Origin of the sequence: Tychonema sp. LEGE 07196, assembly GCF_963890365.1 — a bacterium.
Lineage (GTDB): Bacteria > Cyanobacteriota > Cyanobacteriia > Cyanobacteriales > Microcoleaceae > Microcoleus.
Genome location: NZ_CAWPRX010000192.1, coordinates 1 through 19,826, shown reverse-complemented (window position 1 = coordinate 19,826; position 19,826 = coordinate 1). Strand labels below are relative to the sequence as shown.

The 19,826-nt window shown below is 45.6% G+C and carries 18 protein-coding genes; 8 read left to right on the top strand and 10 right to left on the bottom strand.

Annotated elements, in window-relative coordinates:
• Positions 1 to 53: 53 nt before the first annotated feature.
• The gene (locus AACV78_RS22815; protein ID WP_194011809.1) at positions 54 to 1,391 is read right to left on the bottom strand and encodes a hypothetical protein; all 1,338 of its coding nucleotides are present in this window, start codon (positions 1,389 to 1,391) and stop codon (positions 54 to 56) included.
• 511 nt (positions 1,392 to 1,902) lie between these two features.
• On the opposite strand from AACV78_RS22815, the gene AACV78_RS22810 reads away from it, so the two are divergent.
• Positions 1,903 to 3,603 carry an ABC-F family ATP-binding cassette domain-containing protein gene (locus tag AACV78_RS22810; protein ID WP_194011810.1) on the top strand — a complete coding sequence of 567 codons (1,701 nt, stop codon included), beginning with the start codon at positions 1,903 to 1,905 and terminating at the stop codon, positions 3,601 to 3,603.
• Between the two features lie 310 nt (positions 3,604 to 3,913).
• Here the strand turns inward: AACV78_RS22810 and AACV78_RS22805 are convergent, their stop codons facing one another.
• The 6 genes from AACV78_RS22805 to AACV78_RS22780 all read right to left on the bottom strand — a co-directional run bounded on the left by AACV78_RS22805 (position 3,914) and on the right by AACV78_RS22780 (position 10,692).
• Positions 3,914 to 4,342 carry a hypothetical protein gene (locus AACV78_RS22805; RefSeq protein WP_194011811.1) on the bottom strand — a complete coding sequence of 143 codons (429 nt, stop codon included), beginning with the start codon at positions 4,340 to 4,342 and terminating at the stop codon, positions 3,914 to 3,916.
• Between the two features lie 35 nt (positions 4,343 to 4,377).
• Positions 4,378 to 5,295 (bottom strand): fructosamine kinase family protein, encoded by a 918-nt coding sequence (locus AACV78_RS22800; protein ID WP_194011812.1) that lies wholly within the window; start codon positions 5,293 to 5,295, stop codon positions 4,378 to 4,380.
• Positions 5,296 to 5,732: 437 nt separating this feature from the next.
• Positions 5,733 to 5,984: a TIGR02450 family Trp-rich protein gene (locus tag AACV78_RS22795; protein WP_194011813.1), complete on the bottom strand. Its 252-nt coding sequence runs from the start codon at positions 5,982 to 5,984 to the stop codon at positions 5,733 to 5,735.
• A gap of 426 nt (positions 5,985 to 6,410) precedes the next feature.
• Positions 6,411 to 6,536 carry a hypothetical protein gene (locus AACV78_RS22790; RefSeq protein WP_255513014.1) on the bottom strand — a complete coding sequence of 42 codons (126 nt, stop codon included), beginning with the start codon at positions 6,534 to 6,536 and terminating at the stop codon, positions 6,411 to 6,413.
• A gap of 170 nt (positions 6,537 to 6,706) precedes the next feature.
• Positions 6,707 to 6,874: a hypothetical protein gene (locus AACV78_RS22785; RefSeq protein ID WP_228042412.1), complete on the bottom strand. Its 168-nt coding sequence runs from the start codon at positions 6,872 to 6,874 to the stop codon at positions 6,707 to 6,709.
• 1,994 nt (positions 6,875 to 8,868) lie between these two features.
• Positions 8,869 to 10,692: a caspase family protein gene (locus AACV78_RS22780; protein WP_228042411.1), complete on the bottom strand. Its 1,824-nt coding sequence runs from the start codon at positions 10,690 to 10,692 to the stop codon at positions 8,869 to 8,871.
• Between the two features lie 292 nt (positions 10,693 to 10,984).
• On the opposite strand from AACV78_RS22780, the gene AACV78_RS22775 reads away from it, so the two are divergent.
• The 6 genes from AACV78_RS22775 (at position 10,985) to AACV78_RS22755 (ending at position 15,674) form a co-directional block, all read left to right on the top strand.
• Entirely contained in the window at positions 10,985 to 11,686 is a 702-nt protein-coding gene (locus AACV78_RS22775) for a V4R domain-containing protein (RefSeq protein WP_194011815.1), read from the top strand.
• A 93-nt stretch (positions 11,687 to 11,779) separates the two neighbouring features.
• Positions 11,780 to 12,046, top strand: a complete 267-nt coding sequence (locus AACV78_RS22770; RefSeq protein ID WP_194011816.1) for a hypothetical protein — start codon at positions 11,780 to 11,782, stop codon at positions 12,044 to 12,046.
• 220 nt (positions 12,047 to 12,266) lie between these two features.
• On the top strand, positions 12,267 to 12,497 hold the full coding sequence (locus tag AACV78_RS28790; RefSeq protein ID WP_194011824.1) for a zinc ribbon domain-containing protein: 231 nt from the start codon (positions 12,267 to 12,269) through the stop codon (positions 12,495 to 12,497).
• Between the two features lie 106 nt (positions 12,498 to 12,603).
• The gene (locus AACV78_RS22765; RefSeq protein WP_194011817.1) at positions 12,604 to 13,077 is read left to right on the top strand and encodes a globin family protein; all 474 of its coding nucleotides are present in this window, start codon (positions 12,604 to 12,606) and stop codon (positions 13,075 to 13,077) included.
• Positions 13,078 to 13,123: 46 nt separating this feature from the next.
• Positions 13,124 to 13,789: a V4R domain-containing protein gene (locus AACV78_RS22760; RefSeq protein WP_194011818.1), complete on the top strand. Its 666-nt coding sequence runs from the start codon at positions 13,124 to 13,126 to the stop codon at positions 13,787 to 13,789.
• 718 nt (positions 13,790 to 14,507) lie between these two features.
• Complete coding sequence (locus AACV78_RS22755) at positions 14,508 to 15,674, top strand: pentapeptide repeat-containing protein (RefSeq protein ID WP_194011819.1); 1,167 nt, start codon at positions 14,508 to 14,510, stop codon at positions 15,672 to 15,674.
• 17 nt (positions 15,675 to 15,691) lie between these two features.
• Here AACV78_RS22755 and AACV78_RS22750 read toward each other — a convergent pair whose 3' ends face one another.
• From AACV78_RS22750 to AACV78_RS22740, 3 genes are all read right to left on the bottom strand, one after another.
• Positions 15,692 to 16,162, bottom strand: coding sequence for a globin family protein (locus AACV78_RS22750; RefSeq protein ID WP_194011820.1), 471 nt, complete (start codon positions 16,160 to 16,162; stop codon positions 15,692 to 15,694).
• 206 nt (positions 16,163 to 16,368) lie between these two features.
• Positions 16,369 to 16,851, bottom strand: a complete 483-nt coding sequence (locus tag AACV78_RS22745) for a 2Fe-2S iron-sulfur cluster-binding protein (RefSeq protein ID WP_194011821.1) — start codon at positions 16,849 to 16,851, stop codon at positions 16,369 to 16,371.
• Positions 16,852 to 17,022: 171 nt separating this feature from the next.
• The gene (locus tag AACV78_RS22740) at positions 17,023 to 17,244 is read right to left on the bottom strand and encodes a hypothetical protein (RefSeq protein WP_228042410.1); all 222 of its coding nucleotides are present in this window, start codon (positions 17,242 to 17,244) and stop codon (positions 17,023 to 17,025) included.
• Positions 17,245 to 17,337: 93 nt separating this feature from the next.
• Here AACV78_RS22740 and AACV78_RS22735 point away from each other — a divergent pair, with 93 nt between their 5' ends.
• Positions 17,338 to 19,272: a serine/threonine-protein kinase gene (locus AACV78_RS22735; protein ID WP_194011822.1), complete on the top strand. Its 1,935-nt coding sequence runs from the start codon at positions 17,338 to 17,340 to the stop codon at positions 19,270 to 19,272.
• The last annotated feature ends 554 nt before the right edge of the window (positions 19,273 to 19,826 follow it).

Below are 19,826 nucleotides of genomic sequence, written 5' to 3'. Positions count from 1 at the left end.
CTATTTTATGAATTTGGTATAACAATCTCCCAGAATTGATTTCAAACCTTTAATTATTTTTGCCATTCTTGCTGTTTTTTCCGAGCAGATTGCAGCCATTTTTGAGATTCGGAATAAACAGTTGTTCCGGCTTTTACGGATTCTAATTGATTGATAATTTGTTGCAACTGGTCCAGAGAGTTACCGGAATTTTGACTGGGAGAATTCACATTATTTTGCAAGTTGGCAAACAATGTTTTAGCTTCTTGCAAAGCTTTTACAGACTCTTTTTCTGATTGCAATCTAATCTGAGAAATCCCTAAATTCTTCTGATATTCTGCCAGTTTGGTTTGAGCGTCGAGATAGCCCGGATTATCGACAGGAACCATTTTTAGTCGGTTAATTCCTTCTTCCCACAATCCTGCTATTTGCTCCCACTGGGCGGCTGGATGCGGCGGTTTTTGGGAAGCGACGGCGGCGGAAAGAGCAAATTCTTTTGCTGCTTCGATTAAGTTGTCGGCGCGCGCGGAACCGGTGGCGATTCCTCCCATTGCTTGAAAGTCTCTTTCTGCTGCTTGAAGTTTTTGCTTAGCCGTTTTTCCGGCGAGGGTGTCGGCGGGAATTTGATTGAGTCTATCGATCGCACTTTGCCAATTTCCACTCGCTTTTTGCCTCTCGGTTGCCGTTTTTCCTTCCTCGTACTGCTGTTTTGCCGCATTGAGACTTTCTTCGGCTCGATTTAACTCAGTAAAAGCATTTTTTTGCTGGAAAATTTGAGCATCCATCCGCCCGATATTTTTGCGGGCTGCTTGAAATTCATCGAATGTAAACCGCCAAGTGCAGCCGAAAAAAGAGCAGTACCTCTGCGGGTAATAGCCGAGAAACCACACCGGCAAAGCATCGAGGTGTTTTTGAGCTTGTTTGGCTTTAGTTTCGCCCAAATCGAAATCAGCAACAGCAGTCGCTTTGTTAACCAGTTGATCGGATTGTTCCACAAGGGCGATCGCCTCTCGGTAATTATAATCCATACTGATAAAACTCGGCAGCAATAATACCGGCATTGTCTTCGCCACGGGCCAGCGAATCATCGGAAAAGGCAAGTTAATCAGCCAAATTATCCCCGCCCCAGCGCCCACCAAACCGCCAGCAAAGATGATTTTATCAAATAATCCGGGCGCGCGGTTGGCTTTGACAGCAGCTTTGAGAGCTTGTTCGCTGAAGTTGGGAAATTCGTTTTTGAAGGTATCGCGAATTTCTTCTTTTGATGCGAAAGTTCCGTTTTGCGATCGCAATTTCTCCAACCGCTTGATTACTATCCCCCGGTACACTGAACCCGCTAGCGCATCACCCGCCGCGCACTTGTCAACTTCCGCCCGCAAAATGTCAAAAGCTCGATCGGTAAGACGCCCCATAAAACTCACCTATTCCTTTTGATTATTCTACAATTTGTCAGCCGAAATAATTGTTAAAATATATAAATTTCACCTAAAATATCTCAATTAATTTCAGCTCAAATCCTTTAATCATCTAATTCTGTTAGGAGTTACGCACAAGACTAAAGAAACCGGGTTTTTTACCCAATTTGTAGGCGAAAATGCAGGATTTTAGTAAAAAAACCCGATTTTTGTAAAACACCCGGTTTCTGACAGCCGCGATCGAATCTAAAATTCGATCGCACTCACACAGCAAAGAAACCGGGTTTTTCAGGAATTTTTGGCTTTGTAGGAAGTATTTTGCTAAAAAACCCGGTTTCTGCCTACCCTGCGTCCAAAATCTAAAATCTAAAATCCAAAATTCGATCGCCCATTCAAACCTAAAAATTTGGTAATGACTAAATTTAATTAAAATTTGTTAAGATTAACTCGACCTCAGCGCCGGTATTCCATCCGCCGCTAAACCAGCCCTTCCCCAGTCTCGATAACAATGCTGCGACTCGAACACATCAGTAAAATTTACCCCACAGGCGTCGTACTCAAAGATGTCACCTGGGAAGTCAAACCGGGCGATCGCATCGGCTTAGTAGGCGTTAACGGTGCCGGCAAATCCACCCAACTCAAAATCATCGCCGGCGAAATCGAACCCACCTCCGGCGAAGTCATTCGCCCCGCCAGCCTCCACATCGCCTACCTCTCCCAAGAATTTGAAATCGATCCCACCCGCACAGTCAAAGAAGAATTTTGGCGCGCCTTCAGCGAAGCCAACGAAGTCCACGAATCCTTGATGCAAGTCCACCGAGACTTGGAAAACTCCAACCCAGAAAATCTCGACCAACTGATCAACAAAATGGATCGGTTGCAACGGCAATTTGAAGGCTTAAACGGCTACGGTTTGGAAGCTCAAATCGAGAAAATTCTGCCCGAAATCGGATTTGAGATGGAAGATGGCGATCGATTAGTCAGCGCCTTCAGCGGCGGCTGGCAAATGCGGATGAGTTTGGGCAAAATTCTCCTGCAAAAACCCGACATCTTACTGCTAGACGAACCTACCAACCACCTCGACTTAGAAACGATCGAATGGCTGGAAGTATACCTCAAAGGGCTGACAACCCCGATGGTAATCGTATCCCACGACCGCGAATTTCTCGATCGGCTTTGCACCCAAATCGTCGAAACCGAACGCGGCGTTTCCAGCACCTACCTCGGCAACTACTCATCCTACCTGCAACAAAAAGCAGAAGCCAGAGAAGCCCAACTCAGCGCCTACGAAAGCCAGCAAAAAGAACTAGAAAAACAGCAAGCTTTCGTTGAAAAATTCCGCGCCAGCGCCACGCGCAGCACCCAAGCCAAAAGCCGCGAGAAACAGCTAGACAAAATCGAACGCATCGAAGCCCCCACCGGCGGCTTAAAAACCCTGCATTTCCGCTTTCCCCCCGCCCCTCGCAGCGGCCGGGAAGTCGCCATAATTGAAAACTTGGTGCACACCTACGGCGAAAAAATCCTATTTTTGGGAGCAGATTTATTAATTGAAAGAGGCGATCGCATAGCATTTCTCGGCCCCAACGGCGCAGGCAAATCAACCCTATTGCGCCTGATTATGGGTTTAGAACAACCAACCGAAGGCACAGTCAAAATGGGAGGCCACAACGTCATCCCCGGTTACTTTGAACAAAATCAAGCTGAAGCCTTAGACTTGAATAAAAGCGTGATGCAAACCATTCACGACGAAGTACCCGACTGGAAAAATGAAGAAGTTCGCACCTTATTGGGGCGGTTCTTATTTACCGGCGAAACAGTATTCAAACACGTCGGCGCTCTCAGCGGCGGAGAAAAAGCCCGCCTAGCTTTAGCAAAGATGCTGCTGGAACCCGTGAACTTGCTAATTTTGGACGAACCGACAAATCACCTCGACATTCCCGCCAAGGAGATGATGGAAGAGGCAATTCAGAACTACGACGGCACCGTAATCATCGTTTCGCACGATCGCTATTTTATTTCCCAAGTCGCCAACAAAATAGTAGAAGTTAGAGACGGAGAGTTTCGGACTTATCTGGGAGATTACCATTACTACCTAGATAAAATAACCGAAGAAAAAGAACAAGCCAAGTTAGCAAAACTTGAAGCAGAGAAAACGGCTAAAAAAGCAGAAAAAGAAGCCAAGAAAAAAGCCGCAGCCAAACAAAAGTAAGTAATCTCATGTCCGCTCGATGACTGTCACAAAAACGGTTTGTAGTGCGGACACTGACTGATATCAATTCCGGTTCACTTATACATGATGTTAACTGTTGACTGTTAACTGTTGACTGTTAACTGTTAACTGTTGACTGTTGACTGTTAACAGTGAATTTACTATTCCGATGAAGAGAGGATTTGATATGACGCGCGCGCGATCCGCGAGATCCGTCAATCGACCGGACATGATACTACTTGACTGCTACGGACACTTCTGGGCCGTATCCCTACAAATATTTAGCTGTAGGGTGCGGCGGATACATCTTTTAGCGATCGCCCCGGCCACCTGATTTCCGCTTAAAAAAAGGCTTTTCGGAACTCAGACACTGCCGCAAATCATCACCTAAATTTCTAGGAAAACCATAATCGGCCACATACTTCATCAACTGATTGATCTTGCCGAATAAGATAGTATCTGTATCTTGTTGCAACAGAAATGTATCGTCAAATCCGTTGATGGTGTAAAAGTTTTCGCGGTGAATATCCGCAGCAACGGAAGCCACCGTAACTCCATTAGAAGAAAAGCCTCTGAAGCAGATTCTATTTTCTTTTTCAGCAATCTGAATGTATCGAGAACCGCCGCCGTGATAGACACCAACCTGTAAGGGTAAAGCAGCTAAACAATTTTTAGCCCCGATGCTGGTCAAAAACAAAACTGTAAATCCCAATTTTGTGAAACAGTGCCAAAACTTCATTGTTGATTCCTTCTAATCCAGCTAATACTGAAACCTTAAACCAAAATTTTATTAATCATTTGATTCGCCTGCGACTCATAACCCCCGCCAAACAAATTAAAATGATTCAAAACATGATATAAATTGTAAAGCATTTTGCGTTTTTCATAGCCAGAATCCAGCAACCAAACTTCATTATAACCCCGATAAAACGCTGCCGAAAAACCGCCGAAGAGTTCACTCATCGCCACATCAACCTCTCTGTCGCCCCAATAAGCAGCCGGGTCAAAAATTACCGGTTCTCCCGTCGCAGTTACCGACGCATTTCCTCCCCACAAATCCCCGTGAACCAGCGAAGGTTGAGGCTTGTAACCCTCCAACAACTTCGGAATAGCTGCTAGCAACCTTTCCCCCCGACTGAAATTTCCGCCCCGACGATTGGCCAACTTTAACTGATAACCAATCCGATGTTCGGCCCAAAATTCTGCCCAGTCAGCAGTCCATTGATTAATTTGAGGAGTTGAGCCGATCGTATTATCGACATCCCAACCAAAACGTCCGCCCACAACGGCAAAATCACCCTCTTCTCCCCCCTTTGGCCCAGGTGGATTCGGGGGGATGTATTTGTGCATTTGAGCCAGTTTGCGCCCCATTTCTGACCAAGCTATCTCGCCTCCGCCACCTCGCAAATCCAGCCATTCCAACACAATATAAGCAGAATTGCCTTCTGTTCCCCAGCAAATCGGTTGAGGAACGCGAATCGTCTGAGTTTCTGCCATTTGCTGCAAACCCAGAGTCTCAGCTTCAAACATCGCCACTTGGGAAGCTTGATTTATTTTCGCGAAATAAGTGCGCTTACTGCTGCTGATAGCATAGCCTTGGTTGATGCAGCCGCCGCTGACTGAATGGCGGTTGTCGATGGAAAATGTTTCTCCGGTTGCTTCAGAGATGTGCGCGGCAATTTTGTCCCACATAGCATCAAATTGTCTTGAGGGCGATCGCAATTAGTGTATCAGCAATCAGCACAGAATTCACTACACAGACAAGTGATAAGTAGTGCATTTTGTCAAAGACAGAGTAAAATGCTTGACTCTCAAAGTCATGGATGGCAAGCGCTGCATCTTGTTACAAGACTTTACCTTATTGCCGATCGCCCTCGCGCGCACCCTGCATTTATCCGGGAAAAATCATTTTTTCAAACCAATATATATAGTTAATTTTTTTTGCAGATGACAGCTTACAAATAACCCTTATCGACCGAACCCGAACAGGCTGCATTTCCTCTTGAATACTTTATCTTGACAATAGTTATTAACATTCAAAAAATATAGCAGTGGCGAGACAGGCTTCTAAATATACTGATTATTCTGTATCATTTAAAAAATCCGACTATCCCCCAAAGCGCTGTCTTTTAGTCTGCTGTTTCTAAGTCCTTTAATTCTTGCGTAGACTGCCATCCAGCTTCCCAGAGCGATCGATCTTTGAGCTGTCTGGCATTCAACCAAAAACGGACATTAGGATCGCAAGCCGCCACCATTTCCGCAAATACCCATTTACCTTCGTTTTTTCTGTTGACTACCTGGAAGTGCCGCCACCCCCAAGTTTTTTGGTGAGAAGTCCATCGGGAACCAACTAAATAAGGAAATTTTTGTTTCTTCGGCACAGTATTTTCGTTAACAAATATCTGACAAAGCAAGTTAATTGCAATAACTTCTTCTACTCTATTATATTAATCCTACATTCCCCACGAGCGAAAAACCTCTTCCCTCATCTTTCGCTGAACGGGAGCTTACAGGACAGTCAAGCTAAACTCTCTCTGTAATATATAGCGGTTCTCAAGCGTGGTGAGATATGCCCTATTGCCCACCCTTCGACTTCGCGATCGGACAAGATGCCCTATGCCCTATGGCCTATGCCCTATGCCGCATAGTACCTCATCTTGCTGAGAAAGGCTATATATGTGTTTATTGTAACTTGCAGCAGTTTCGCCTCCAAGCTCAAAATTAAGGGCAGTTCAGTGACTGCCCCTGTAATTAGATATACCTATGGAATAGGGTTCTTTTTTTGGGTCGATCGACAAATAGCAAATTTATGCAGCTCGAACTCGATCGTGAATCTCAAATCTAAAAGCAAATAACCTTGGTTGTAGTTGTGCGCCATCATCCGTTCTGCGAAACTGACTCAAATCTACTTTTTTAGCAGTTTTGACGTTCATCTCCTGCTTTTACCAAAGCGGTAGGCCACTTTGTCAGCAGGCGTTTTTCCGGGCCCAACTCTCCCTACAAACATTGTTTCAATCTCGATCCTATCTCCTTGACGCTATACAGCTCAACAAAAACCACTTTTAAGTAAGATTGACTGATTTATGTACTCTGTCGCTACCCCTTAATGACTTCCGTGTGAAGGCTTTTGGCCCGATAAATCCATTGGAAGTTGGGGAAGCCGGAGTCGTACCGCATTTGTTTGCAGCCAGAGAGTGATGGCGTGCTTCCGCTGCGGAGTCACGTACTCGCCCGGTCTGATCACGCCAGCACAGACACCGATGTTTTTCATAAGGGTTTCTCGCTCCGATGAACTTGCACCCTGTAGCAACCTGACTTGGGCTTTGATAAAATCCACGTTCATAGCAAAAAGTAAAATTAACTAAAGAACTCAGTTAAATAGCGATGCTTAGATTCCAGTTGTAACTCTAAAACCAATTGATACCAATCGAATTGATTCAATATCCCCAGGATGGGGATCGGGTGTCTAGAGCTAACCAACTTTATTTACTTTATCTGTTTTTGCCAGCAAAAGTGTCACTATGCTAGCAGTTTTGACAGAATTATTTATAATTAAGAACTGTTACAAATTTGGCTCACCTCCCACAATAATGCAGAGTTTAGTGCTAGCGCTACTCTCTTGAACTCAAAAAGTTCGGCATTACCTCGCGATCCATCCTTTTCTAGGTTTTATCCTCCCCCCTTGGGAAGGGATCGATCGCCGAACCTTCCTTTTCGATCGCCCCCATGAACACCCAGACACTGCTACCTTACCTTATTGATTTAGAGCCGTCCTATATTTAGCTCTCAACTATAACTTAAGGCATACGTATTGTTACTTGGGCTACCACAAGCGAGCAAGTTTTGATTCTGATTGCTCAATGATATATTTTTTCGCTTTTGTTGCAAAGGTCTGATTATTGTTAATTAAGGAAGCTTAGTAATTTTTGTCATCGAAAAATCGCTGTTGGCGAATCTAGACATTCTGCGCTAATGGGGATGAATCTGTTTTCCCGATTAATGGCGGGGATCGCCGACTACAACTACCGATCGCCCTTCATTTGTATAATTAATCACAAACCCCTCGATCCTAATAATTTTAAAATAGCACCAGTTCAAATAGGCTTCCATCTAGCGATAGCTGCTCCTACTCAAAAATATAAGTAAAACAAATCAACAGGCCAATACCCGCACGCTCTAGGTTGAGGGTACAGAATTATTTTTCGCCTTGAGTATGTGATATCAATTCCGATTGCACTCACACATTATGTTAACAGTCAACAGTCAACAGTGAATTTACTGTGGTGATGCTAATTTATTTGATATAATATCAGTTTAAAATGTCAAATATATAGCGATTCAATATATCCGCTAGATTTGCAATAAAAGGTTTTTGGTCAGGATTTTATTCCTTCCATGTGTGTTAACTAAAGTCTTCACTACGAGCCAGTATTAATGACTGTAATTGTAGAAAAAATACGACACAATTAAATCAAGATTTAAGTGTATTTACAGTTTAAACCAACTAAAAATAACTAATATTTAATGGTTTAATTCACAAGCTAAATCAACTCATTTAGACAAAAAAAATATTTTCACGACTTCCCGCAGGCGAGGATAAAAACCTGGTTGAGACTTTTTTTATACTGAAAAAACCAATATTTATATTAATTACGTTTGCACTCATACATGATGTTAACTGTTAACAGTCAACAGTCAACAGTCAACAGTGAATTTACTATTCCGATGAAGAGAGGATTTGATATTATGAGACAAACCCGGTTTATTTGCCTAAGTCCTGATTTCTTTTAAACACATCGTTACCGCTATCCTTCGGGTTGAAAAAAACAGGTTTTCTACTGTGGACGGGCGCGTCAATCGGGAGGAACTCATTTCGATCGCGCTTAAATGTTTTCTTGAAGCGCGATCGCGCAATAGCTCGAAGATATGGTATAATCAAGCAAGCGAAAACTGCACGGTCAACAGGTTGCGCGATTAATGTTCCCTGTCGATCGAGTTCCAGGACGTGAGTTAAAGATATTAATTAACCAGTTCGTCGGAGATTGTTGGCTCAACAAAAAAACATCGCTCCGACAGCATATAAAATCCCCTCTGGCAAAATTGACGGAGGGGAAATTGTGGATAGAATTATGGGTATTAATCGCTCTGTAGGTATTCTCTTGCAGTGTTAAGAGCGATCGGGCGATCGACCTACCTCAACTTAGTCGCTAAAATAATTTCCCGGCGGAAACCGGGAAATTATCAACTAAATCAACCTTTTTTCTATCATTTCAGCTTAGCTTTCCAATTGGCGATCGCCTTTTGAGCCGGCTGATAACTCTTAGTACCCGACGGTATCAGCGAAGCAGTTTCAACCGCATCTTTCAGCTTTCCTTGAGAGCCGCGCAACTGAGCAATTTTCAGAATAGCTTCGCTCCACTCTCCAATCAACTGCTGAGCTTGTTCATACTTCGGTTGACCAGCCTTAATTTTACTAGCTTGCTGGATGCCTTTAACGTAAGAAGAGGCAACTCCCCGCTTAATTTGACCCTTAGCCGCCGATAGCAAAGCAGTATTTACCTGCTGCTCTTTTGATAGCTCTTCCCACTGAGCGATCGCCTCTTTTGACTGATTGTAAACCGCCTTATTGACATCAGGCATCAATTTAGCCGCTGCGATCGCCCCGGTAAAGTCGCCCCGAGTCGCCCGCCCGTTAGCAATATCCAAAATCGTCAAACTCCAGCGCTCAATATCCTCCTGAGCCTGTGGGTAGAGCGGATCGCTAGCCGCAATCGTTCGAGCCTTAACTACCGCTCGATTAAAACTAGAAGCCGAACCATCCTTAAGGAAAGTTTTCGCCTCAGCCCACACCTGCTGGCTTGACTCAGTTTGCTTAGTTCCACTCGCGGCTTCCACCGCCTGCGGTTGCTTCTGCGGCAAAATAGCAGCAGTAGATTTTTTAGGCGGAGGATTTTGGGCATTCTCAACAGGCGATGGAGGCTCTGATTCCTGCTGGCCGACAAAAATCGATCGGTTCGTCAGAAAAACACCCAACAGCAGCACCAAAGCCGTAGCTCCACTCCACAAAACTAGCTGCTGCAAAAACGACTTGTCCGAGCCGCTGTTATCCGCATCCTGCGGAGGTACCGAGTTCGGTCGATCGTTCCCCCCACCAGCAGCAGGGACAACATTTGGCGGCGACACAGGCGGCTTCTCAACCGGCGCATCAATCGCATTGTTAGTAGCCTCCGGCCGATCGATGCTAGCCGTAGCCACTCCGACTTGTGGGCGATCGAACCCCTCAGCCACACCAACGGCCATATTCCCATTCCGTCCCGCCAGCGCCGCAGTTGGCACCCCATTCGCATCCGGCAAAATCACCAAATGAGCCTTTCCTGGAGGATTCACCACCATCAAAGGTTCTTGTTTCGGGCGCAAATGGTGGTCGCACAGCTCCGGGAGCCGATCGCTCAAGAAACGGTCTAAACCCTTAAGCGTCATGCACTGTCCCGATCGCAGACCCTCCAAAAGCGCCGTCGTAAAAAATCCCTGACGCAAAGCCGAAGTTTCCCGCGAAACTTGATTCGGGCGGCAAGAAAGCACCGTCGGGATTTCTAACTCCCGCGCCACCTCGGCCGTTTGAGCGCCGATCGTTTCCCCCGCCTTCACAATCTGGCTGCGGTTCATATCAACCAGCACCAACACCGTTTCCGTAGGAGCCTTTTTCAGAGTATTCAACAGGAACTCTACCGAAATCCCCGTACCCTCAATGTCCGCCGGATTTCCATCCGCCGGCATCAAATAATCCTTCCCTTCATAGCTGACACCGTAGCCGCTAAAAAAACACCAGAGTATATCTCCCTGTTGCAAGTGTTCCGCGCACAGGTTTTGCGTCAACCTCAGAATATTTTCGCGATTCGGATAGGTTGATTGACCCCACAGCGACGGCGAGCTATCCGTCATCAGCAGACATCCCTCCGGCGCAAAACCAGCCTCCTCAGTCAAAAAACCGTACAGTGCCTCTGCATCCTCTTGGGCATAACTCAAAGGCTGGAGTAACTGATATTGATTGATGCCTATTGCAATACAAGCGTGATGTTTCATCGCCATATACCCTATACATATAGTGAACAGCTTGCACAAAACGATAACACATAGTCGTTTAACGTTATATCCGCTTTTGCTTTCTAGCCTCCGACAGCAGTTTTCCCCAAGCCGAAGTCCCAAAAAGCACCCCAATTCAACATCCTCAAAGTTTCACAGCTTAATATATTCCACTCAAAAACTATCCTCTATAGCTCTATTCAGAAAAATGACGTTAAATTGGATACACAGGCCGCTCTATTTGTTCTATTTGATTCTAATTTTTTGCAAACTACACAAAACAGGAGTAACCCGCTAAATGGTCTCTACAGTTCAAAAAGAAATTGCCACCCCCAGCGAGTCCCCACTCAAGAAAAAATTTCCTAAAAGCCATAACCATTATAGGTTTCAGGATTTCTTTGTCTTCGATCGCCAGTTTGGAACAATCAACGACTGGGGTAAGTCGCGCAACATTTTTACCAGCGAAGACTTCATCATCGGCTTGGTAGAAGGACTCGAAGAAGAAGTAGGCCCTGCTTCTTCTGTAATCATGTATACTATTGGTTGTCAGTGGGGACTCCAAGATTCCGAATTTTTTCAAAAATGGTTTAGTGCCGAATTCGACCAGAACATTCGCCAGTCAAATCTCATGTTTCTGCTAGAAACTTGGTGGTGGCCGTTCACAGCTCAAGGTTGGGGTCGTTGGGAAGTGGACATGAGCGATCGCAAAAACGGGTGCATCTTCATCAACCTCTTTGACTCAGCAGTTGCTCGCACGTTGGGCGACGTGGGCAAACCAGTCTGTCACCTATACGCCGGTTTGTTTGCAGGTTTCTTCGGAGCTCTAGTCAAAAAGCCTCTAAGCTGCATAGAACTCCAATGTTACTCAATGGGAGAAACCTATTGTAAATTCCTCCTCGGCAACCCAGATAAAATTGATGCAGCAGCATTCTGGCTTAACGAAGGTGCTAACGCCCGCGATATTGAAAATCGACTGCAAAACGGTGAAATGTTGCGCTAAACAACCTGGAAAGGCACATAACCTGCCCTGCCTTTCCTCCCACCAATTCGCGATCGAAAGTGCGACGGTGGACCTCTCCAGGCAGGAAGAAAGATGAAAAGTCAAACTTTATGGTTGGACAAGTCTGTCCAAGACTTCTTTAATAACTACAATTGGCTGGGAAAACCTTTAGAAACCCAAAATGGCTCCACTCCCCGTCAAGTCCTGACTTTAACCCGATCGGTAGCCGAATTTTTTCAAGCTATTTCTTGGGAAGGAATTCCTCAAGTTGGATCCTTGCCCCTACCGCCACCCTTGCCAGTAATTTCTATTTCCGAACCAGCCGAAGTCACCATTGACGACCTATTCGACCTCTTTTAATCTGTTTGGGGAAGAGAAAACAAAAAAATTCTATCTTCCCCCTTCCTTCTTCCAACTTCCATTTGTCTTCTTCCTTCTTCATTCCTCCTTCCTTTTAGAGAATAAATTCTATGGTGTGAGACATGACACAGAAAGCATTCAAGTACCGATTCTATTAGTGATGCCAGTTGGAAGAATTAATCACGCAACTTGAATATAAGTGTGAGTGATACCGTAGGACATTAGGACATTTGTCAAAATTGACCGATGGTTTTCTAGCTATAGGCGGTGCCGGAATTACGGTAATATTGTAGATAAGTTACCAGTAAATACCAGAAAGTGGGATTTTCCTAAATGCGGGGCCAACCATGACCGCGATATTAATTCAGCTATAAATATTTGGGCGGCAGGTCTTGCCGCTTCAGTCTGTAGAGCGAACGTAAAACTTAACAAAAATACTTCTGTCGGGTAGTTAGTTGCCTGGAAACAGAAAGTCTCAGAAGTAATTCTTGCAATCAAGAGTCCGTTTACGCGCTTGGAGTATGTCAACAATAACCGATTACCACTAAATTAAAATTATGCACCCTGAAATTGAGGCGCTGCTGGATCAGGCAGAAAACCGTTTTTTAAAAGGCGAAGAACTCATAGCTTTTAAGCGTCAAATTGCAACCCTCTCCCAGCGCTTAAAAATTTATGAATTTTTGCGAGAGAAGGAAGCAAGCATCTTCCAACCAATCGCCAACCAGCTACAAGAAGCATTCCCAGATGAAAAATCAGAAACCCTAGAACGATCGCTCAAACACTGGCTCTTAGTCTTGCGGTACAGTTCTATGGCCATGCTGCTCAACGATCGAGATTTTCTCGAACAGCGACTCCTCGACTGGGTTTCCGGCATCGTCGAAGCCCACCACACTCAAAAGATCGAAATAAGTATTTGCAATATGCTGCAAACTCGCTTAAAAGAACTACTTTCCGAGCAAGCCAGAGCTATATTGCAACCATTCTTTGACCAAGCACAGTCAATGATTATCGATCGAGATAACGAAGAATAGGCAAATTCCCAATTCCCAATTCCCAATTCCTAATTCCTAATTTCCCATGATTAATATTGCCGACCTGCTCAAACAGCCCCGACTCCCTGGAAACTACTTTGCTAGCGATGCCTACGTCCGAGGCGATCTTGAACTCGGGCTGCTGGAGAACCGCCGGGGCGATCGGCTCATAGCCCTCCCAGAAACACTAATTCAAGCCATTTATATCGGCTTAGAACAAGAAACCGGTCAAGCCTCCCGACTCGTCCTTTTTAACTGCGGTCGCTGGTGGGGAAAAAACTTCTACGTGCGTTTTTGCGAAGAAGTCAGCGAATACTACGGTCAGCCAGTTTCCGAAATGGAAATGGTAGAATTTCTTCAGTCCCTGCAACAGTGCTGGAAAACTCACGGATGGGGAACATTTCAGCTTGACCCCAGCTATTCCGAACAGGGATTTTTAATAGTAAAAATTACTAACTCTCTGTTTGCCAAAACAGCCCCCAAATCCAAGTGGCCAGCCTGTTTTTTAGAAGCAGGAATCTTAAGTTCCTTCTTTACTCAGCTTACAGGTAGAGAACTCCACTGCCTGCAAACCTCTTGCGAATCCTTGGGTTCTGACTGCAACCGCTTTATTTTAGGGATACGCGATCGCCTGCAACCAGCAGATTTAATGCTCGAAGAAGGAGAAACGCACGAAGCTATTATTAGTAAACTTTGCAACCCCAAAAACTGACTTATTATCACAGCTATTAGTTTGTTTCTAATAGCTGTGATAATATTTTAAATTTTCGGTCAATAAAAACTAATATCATCTCCGAAAAGGGCGATCGCAATCAGATGGGCTCGATCGAAAGCAATGCAAGTCCTCTAATGATGAGGACTTGCATTCCTCATTACCAACTTTTATAGATTGCGGCAAATTGAGCCGACGTGGTATGATCGCTGCTAGAGTGGGGAACGCGGGCCTAAAATTTTATTTTTTAGGAGACTGCTATCAGAGGGAGCATCTAAGTTTTGCATTTGTAGTCCTGCCCCCCGCACAGCATAGGTTATACAACACTCGCTCTTGGCGGACAGCACTCAACTAAAACAATATTTTTACACAGCCGGAGATGATCCAATATTCAGATGGACTTTATCATGTCTGGTAAATTACCATAACAAAAATATTTCGTAGTGCGGTTTAGTCCGCAGCCTGAGAGCGGACTTTAGTCCGCACTACGAATCAATCTTATTGTTGTCAATCTACTGCAAACGAGATTATTCTTCCACCATTGCATCTACAAAAATATCTAAAAAGTAAGTTAAATTATAAAAAAGCTACAGAGTTTTAAAAATGGTTTTAGCCATCACAAAAAAATGGAAACTCGCAGCTAGACAATTCATAACTTACCCAACAAACTCATAAAACTTAAAAGCAATCACAACCTCAATTTTTTTGATCTAACTTAATGGACGCCAATGAACTTCTAAATCGATATGCAGCCGGCGAAAGAGATTTTAGACAGGCAAACCTGCGCGGCATTGTGTTGAGTCCGATCGATTTATTCCGTTCCAGCGATGCTCCAACTCTACGTTTGGACAACCTCAACGAACACCAGCAGCGACCCTACTTAATTGGTGCCAATCTCAGTGGGGCCGACCTCACCAAAGCCCATCTGAGCCGAGCCAACCTCAGCAAAGCCGACCTCAGCGGAGCCAACCTCACCGGAGCAAACCTCATGGCTGCAAGTCTGAGCGGAGCCAACCTCACCGGAGCCAACCTCACCGGAGCCAACCTCAGTGGTGCTCACCTGAATTGGGCAAACCTGACTGGAGCAATTCTCCTCAAGGCTAGTCTCATAGGTGCAGATATGAGCGCGGCAAAACTCTCCAAAGTCGTTCTGTGCCAGGCCAATCTCAGTAAAGCCTATCTGATTAAAGCTAATCTCAACGGGGCAAACTTGAAAGATGCAGACTTGAGTCTAGCCAGTCTCAAAGAAGCAGACTTGAGCCAAGCGCAGCTCACCGGAGCTGAATTGTCCAAAGCCAATCTAGCCGGAGCCAACCTCACCGGTGCCAACCTCACCGGTGCCAACCTTTTGAAAGCTAACCTCAGACGAGCCAACCTCACTCAAGCCTATTTAAACGGCGCGTGTTTGAGCGAATCAGACCTCACCGAAGCTTGCTTGGAAAGAGCCAACTTGTGCAAAGCAGACCTCAGCAAAACCTACCTGAGAAAGATTGCTTTGAATGGCTGTCACTTAAGCGGTATCAACCTCAGCAACGCAGACTTGACTGGTGTAGATTTGAGTGGCAAACTTTTAACTGGAATCAATATGGCAGAGGCATTGTTGAACGAAGCTAACTTCAGCGGTGCTTATCTGATGGAAGCCAACTTGAGCGGGGCCAACCTCAGCAAAGCCAACTTGAGCGGAGCCTACCTGATTAGTGCCAATCTTTCTAATTCTTGCCTACACGAAATTGATTTGAGTAAAGCTAACCTGAGTAAAGCCAACTTACGGAAAGCTGACTTGACAGGAGCTAACCTCCGGGGAGCCATTCTCACTGAGGCGAATTTGACTGGAGCAAAATTGATTGGAGTCATTCTTCCTAACGGCAAAATTTATCGCGGTTAAGGTGTTAACTCCCTTGATTATTTGCCCAGTAAGGTGCGGTTCATGTCCAGAATAGGAAAAAATAGGTTGGTTTCTTCAGTCGTGAGATATTGTTTGAGTACCTTTTTCATCACATCGTAGGTCACGGTCGCAATATTTCTAACTTGAACAGCGCCTAAAATAGTTTGCAACCAAAGCAATAGTCGATCGCGCAACCGTTCAGTATCATTAATCAACAGTGCTGCTGTCGAATGCCTCAACACCCGCAGAATATCTCCACGGCACTTTTCAGTCACATCTTGAGTCCCCCGACGAAATAAATTAGGGTCGAGAGACCGCATTTGTGCTTCCACTTGCCGCATAATTTCTGTTTCAGAGGCTTGAATTTTTTTATAAGCACTCATCCGGTGATTCAAAGACTGAAAGTAGTCTTTCAAAAATTGGAGCTCGTCAGCAGTGGCGTAGCGTCCGTCTGCTTCCGTACTTAAACGCGCAAGTTGGCTCAGCATATAATTTTTTTATTTTGGGCAACAATCTGTTTAAATACAACATATCAAGTTTTGACGCTAATTGGGGCAGCTTCCCCCATCCGCAATTAGATTAATACCAATTTCATAAAGTAGCGCTAGATATTACCCCCCCAACTCCCCCCAAAGCATCGGGGGGCTAAGACTTCATGAGCATATCTTTAGAAAAATGGTATAACATTGGTAATTTACGCTTCTTTAGTCCGAACTAAATATTGTCCTACTTGGAAGCGGGTTTCATTAAGCTGTGCAACGATCGAACGAGTAATCAACTTTCCCGATTCCACAACTACTTTACCCGTAATTGGGTGTAGCAAATCTTGCTGGGCCCGGCGGCCGATCAGAGCTTCCACATTTTCGATAGCATTGATGTACATCCCCGCAGGTATCTGTACAACCACACCCTCGCCGATAATTTGCGCCTGACAAGCAAGTCGCGAATTGGCTTGAGCTGTAGTAATGACTTCCAACGTCCTCCTCTCGCGGCGGTTGATGTCAGACAAGCCTTCCATGCCGTCTTTAATGTAAACGTGGCAGGTAGCGCACATTCCCCGCCCTCCGCATTCCTTGAGAACGTCTAAGTCTTTGGAAAGTAAGGCAGACAGGATATTCGATCGGGTTTCCACTGCCATTTCTTCGGCAATTGGATCTAGTCTAATAATTTTAACCATATTGATTTTTCATTCTGTCCAATTAAGTATGCAAGCGTGAAATATTTAAAGTTCAAACAATTTGGGGTGACTCGTAAAAACGTTAAGATGGTTTGACAGCATTGGCTTCCGGTTCTCGAACCCTGATTGCATAACCGCGAGTGCTGTTTTGGTAATCGCTGTTGAGTCGCCCTATTTCCCAACGTAAGCTGCGATGGCTAAAACCGGAGACGGTTTCTCGAAAGCCTTAAACAAACTGTAATACTCGCGATCGACTAAAATAGCAGCCACAGGCAGTTCCAGATCGGGCATCCGAATCAGGCAATATTGATACGGATTCCGAAGCTCAAGGATTTTAGTAGGTGCGATTGCGCGATCGCCTTTACTGAGCCGAGAATGAACCTGAGATAACATAGCAGTAACTGGCGATCGATTCAAAGTTTGAATTCTGGTCAGAATTTTTTACATATTTTAATACTAGCTCAAGCATTTCCTATAATTAGACAGATGCAACATTCTAAATACCGTATTTTAGGGCTAGTCGGACAAGGGCAATTCGGTCGGGTATTTTGTGCCAGCGTTCGAGAAACTCCCGCCAAAGACTCCCGCCTCACCAGCCAACTGGTTGCTCTCAAAGAACTCAGCCATCAAAAAGCCCCAACTAGCGAATTCTTGCGAGAGCTGTGGTTTCTGATCACCTTGCAGCACCCCAACATTGTCACCTGCCGAGCTCTAGAACACACAGCTACAGGCAGGTACTTGGTCATGGACTACTGCGAGGGCGGAACCCTCCGCAACCTGCTCAAACAAGACCGTCCCTTGCGGCTGCTCGAAGGTTTGCAGCTAGTCATGGAAGTTTTAACAGGCTTAGACTACGCCCACCGCCGAGGTGTAGTTCACTGCGACGTAAAACCAGAAAATATTCTCCTAACTCTAGGCTCCAGAGGTTGGTCGCCACGCCTGTCTGACTTTGGTATCGCCCGCCGGCTGCCAGAAATCGGTACAACTCGCCTCCACCAAGAACTTTCTCCAGACGCTACCGTAGGTTCCCCTGCTTACATGGCCCCAGAGCGGTTTTACGGTCTTTATTCCCCCATGTCAGATATATATGCAGTGGGAATTCTGTTGTTTGAGTTGCTAATGGGCTACCGCCCTTTCGGTGGAACTCCCGGAGACTTGAGGTGGGCGCACCTGAATCAACGCTTGCAACTTCCCGACGCTATTCCTGAACCTTTACAAGCAATAGTCAAAAAATCTTTGGAAAAGCTTCCGGCCCGGCGTTTTGCCAGTGCTTCCCAAATGGCTCAAGCTCTGCGGCTGATCCTGTACGATCCCGCTGTCAGGCAATTGGGCGACTGCATAGTTCCTTGGGAAAATCCCGCAACCCGGGACACTAAAAGTCTGAAGTCCGACACTGATTCTTTGACCCAAGTCGAAGAGAAAGAACCATCAGGGCAGGCTATTAATTTACTTCAGACTGTGCGTTATGCGGTTTCGCAGCCAAAGCCGCTGATACTTTCTGCACCGCTGACGGCTTTGATTGCGACTGAGAAGTATCTCTACGCTGCAGTAGATAAAGATGTGAAGGTTTGGTATCAGCCGGAAAATCCGCTAGTTACCGAAGAAATGCCGACTTCTATATCTATGCCGGAAACCGTGCGTGGCATTTTACCTACTTCCCACGGCTGCTGCGTTCTGACTCCACAAAAAATTTACTGGATGGGCGATCGATCTTGGGAACCTCAGTGCTTGCTGGATACGGGTTTAAGGCAAGGTGCGGATGCTTTTAAAGCTGCTGTTGATTCTCACGGCCGCTGGTTGACAGTGGCTGTTCCGGGAGAACTGCGCTTTTATGCTTTAGGTGCAAACAGTGCCGAGGGCAATCTAGAACAAGCTCCCAGGTCGATCGCTACTGTACCGTTCGCGGAACACTATTTACCTGAATTAATGTTTTTGGATGGGCGACACGTCTTAGCCATTTGGCCGGACAACGAACCGAAAAATCCCCAAACTATTTTTAGGGTTTACACTCGTCGCGGCAATTCGGTGGGCTCTGTGCGGTTGTCTGCCAGCGTCGGAGAGATGCTGCTGACACCTGAGCCTTATACTTTGCTGGGAATTCCTCAATCTGGGAAAGCGGCTGTGTTGTTGATGAAATTGTGGCCGCTCAAGGTGGCTCGTATTCCCTTGGAAAGTTTGCCCGTCTCTGCTTGTGTGGCTAATTGGGGATGGGTTTTGGCGGATGTTGCGGGGCAGATTCTCGTTTTAAACAGTCAAGGCACTCAAGTAGGAAATTTTAGCAGCCCCGCTACACCTAGGGCGATCGCTCCTTGGGGGAAGACGGGTTTGGTGATTGCTACGAATACTGATTCGGAGGGTCACTTACACTTTTTAGATGTAGGCGTTGAGGAGGCTAGCTCGATATCGAACCTCAAAGGCTGATAACTAACTTAACTATCAGGTGTTTCGGGGTTGTTTGAATTAAGGAGAGTTTAGTTGCGGGTGATTTTGGTCTAACGGGACACGGCACGCGGGCGATCGGGTTAATCCTACGTCCAATCCCCCTTTCGTCAAGTCCAGCGAGTGCGCGCACTACTTATATATATGAGTGAGGTTCACCAACCACCTGCTTGCGTGATGGTGAACCGTGCGATCGGTCGTCACACCCTAGCCCCTGCGCGATCGGGAAATTAAGTGCGATCGTCTTTTACCTTGCGAAGAATTTTATATGCCCTTGATGACAGACCAGCCAAAAAGCCTGTTGGCAGTGGAAGAAGGACGTGTTGGGGGCAAAGAGGAGTGAGCTAGGGGATGGAAACAAAACTCAGCAGTGGAAAACTTTGCTGTATATAGTTTTCAAGACAGGCAAAAAACTTTGCAAAAAAGCTTGACAACTCAGGGGAGAGTTGATATATTAATAAAGCGCCAAAGAGAAGGCGGTTGACACCGCGGACTTAAGGCAAAAAACTGAACCTAGAAAAAAGAATAGTTTGAAA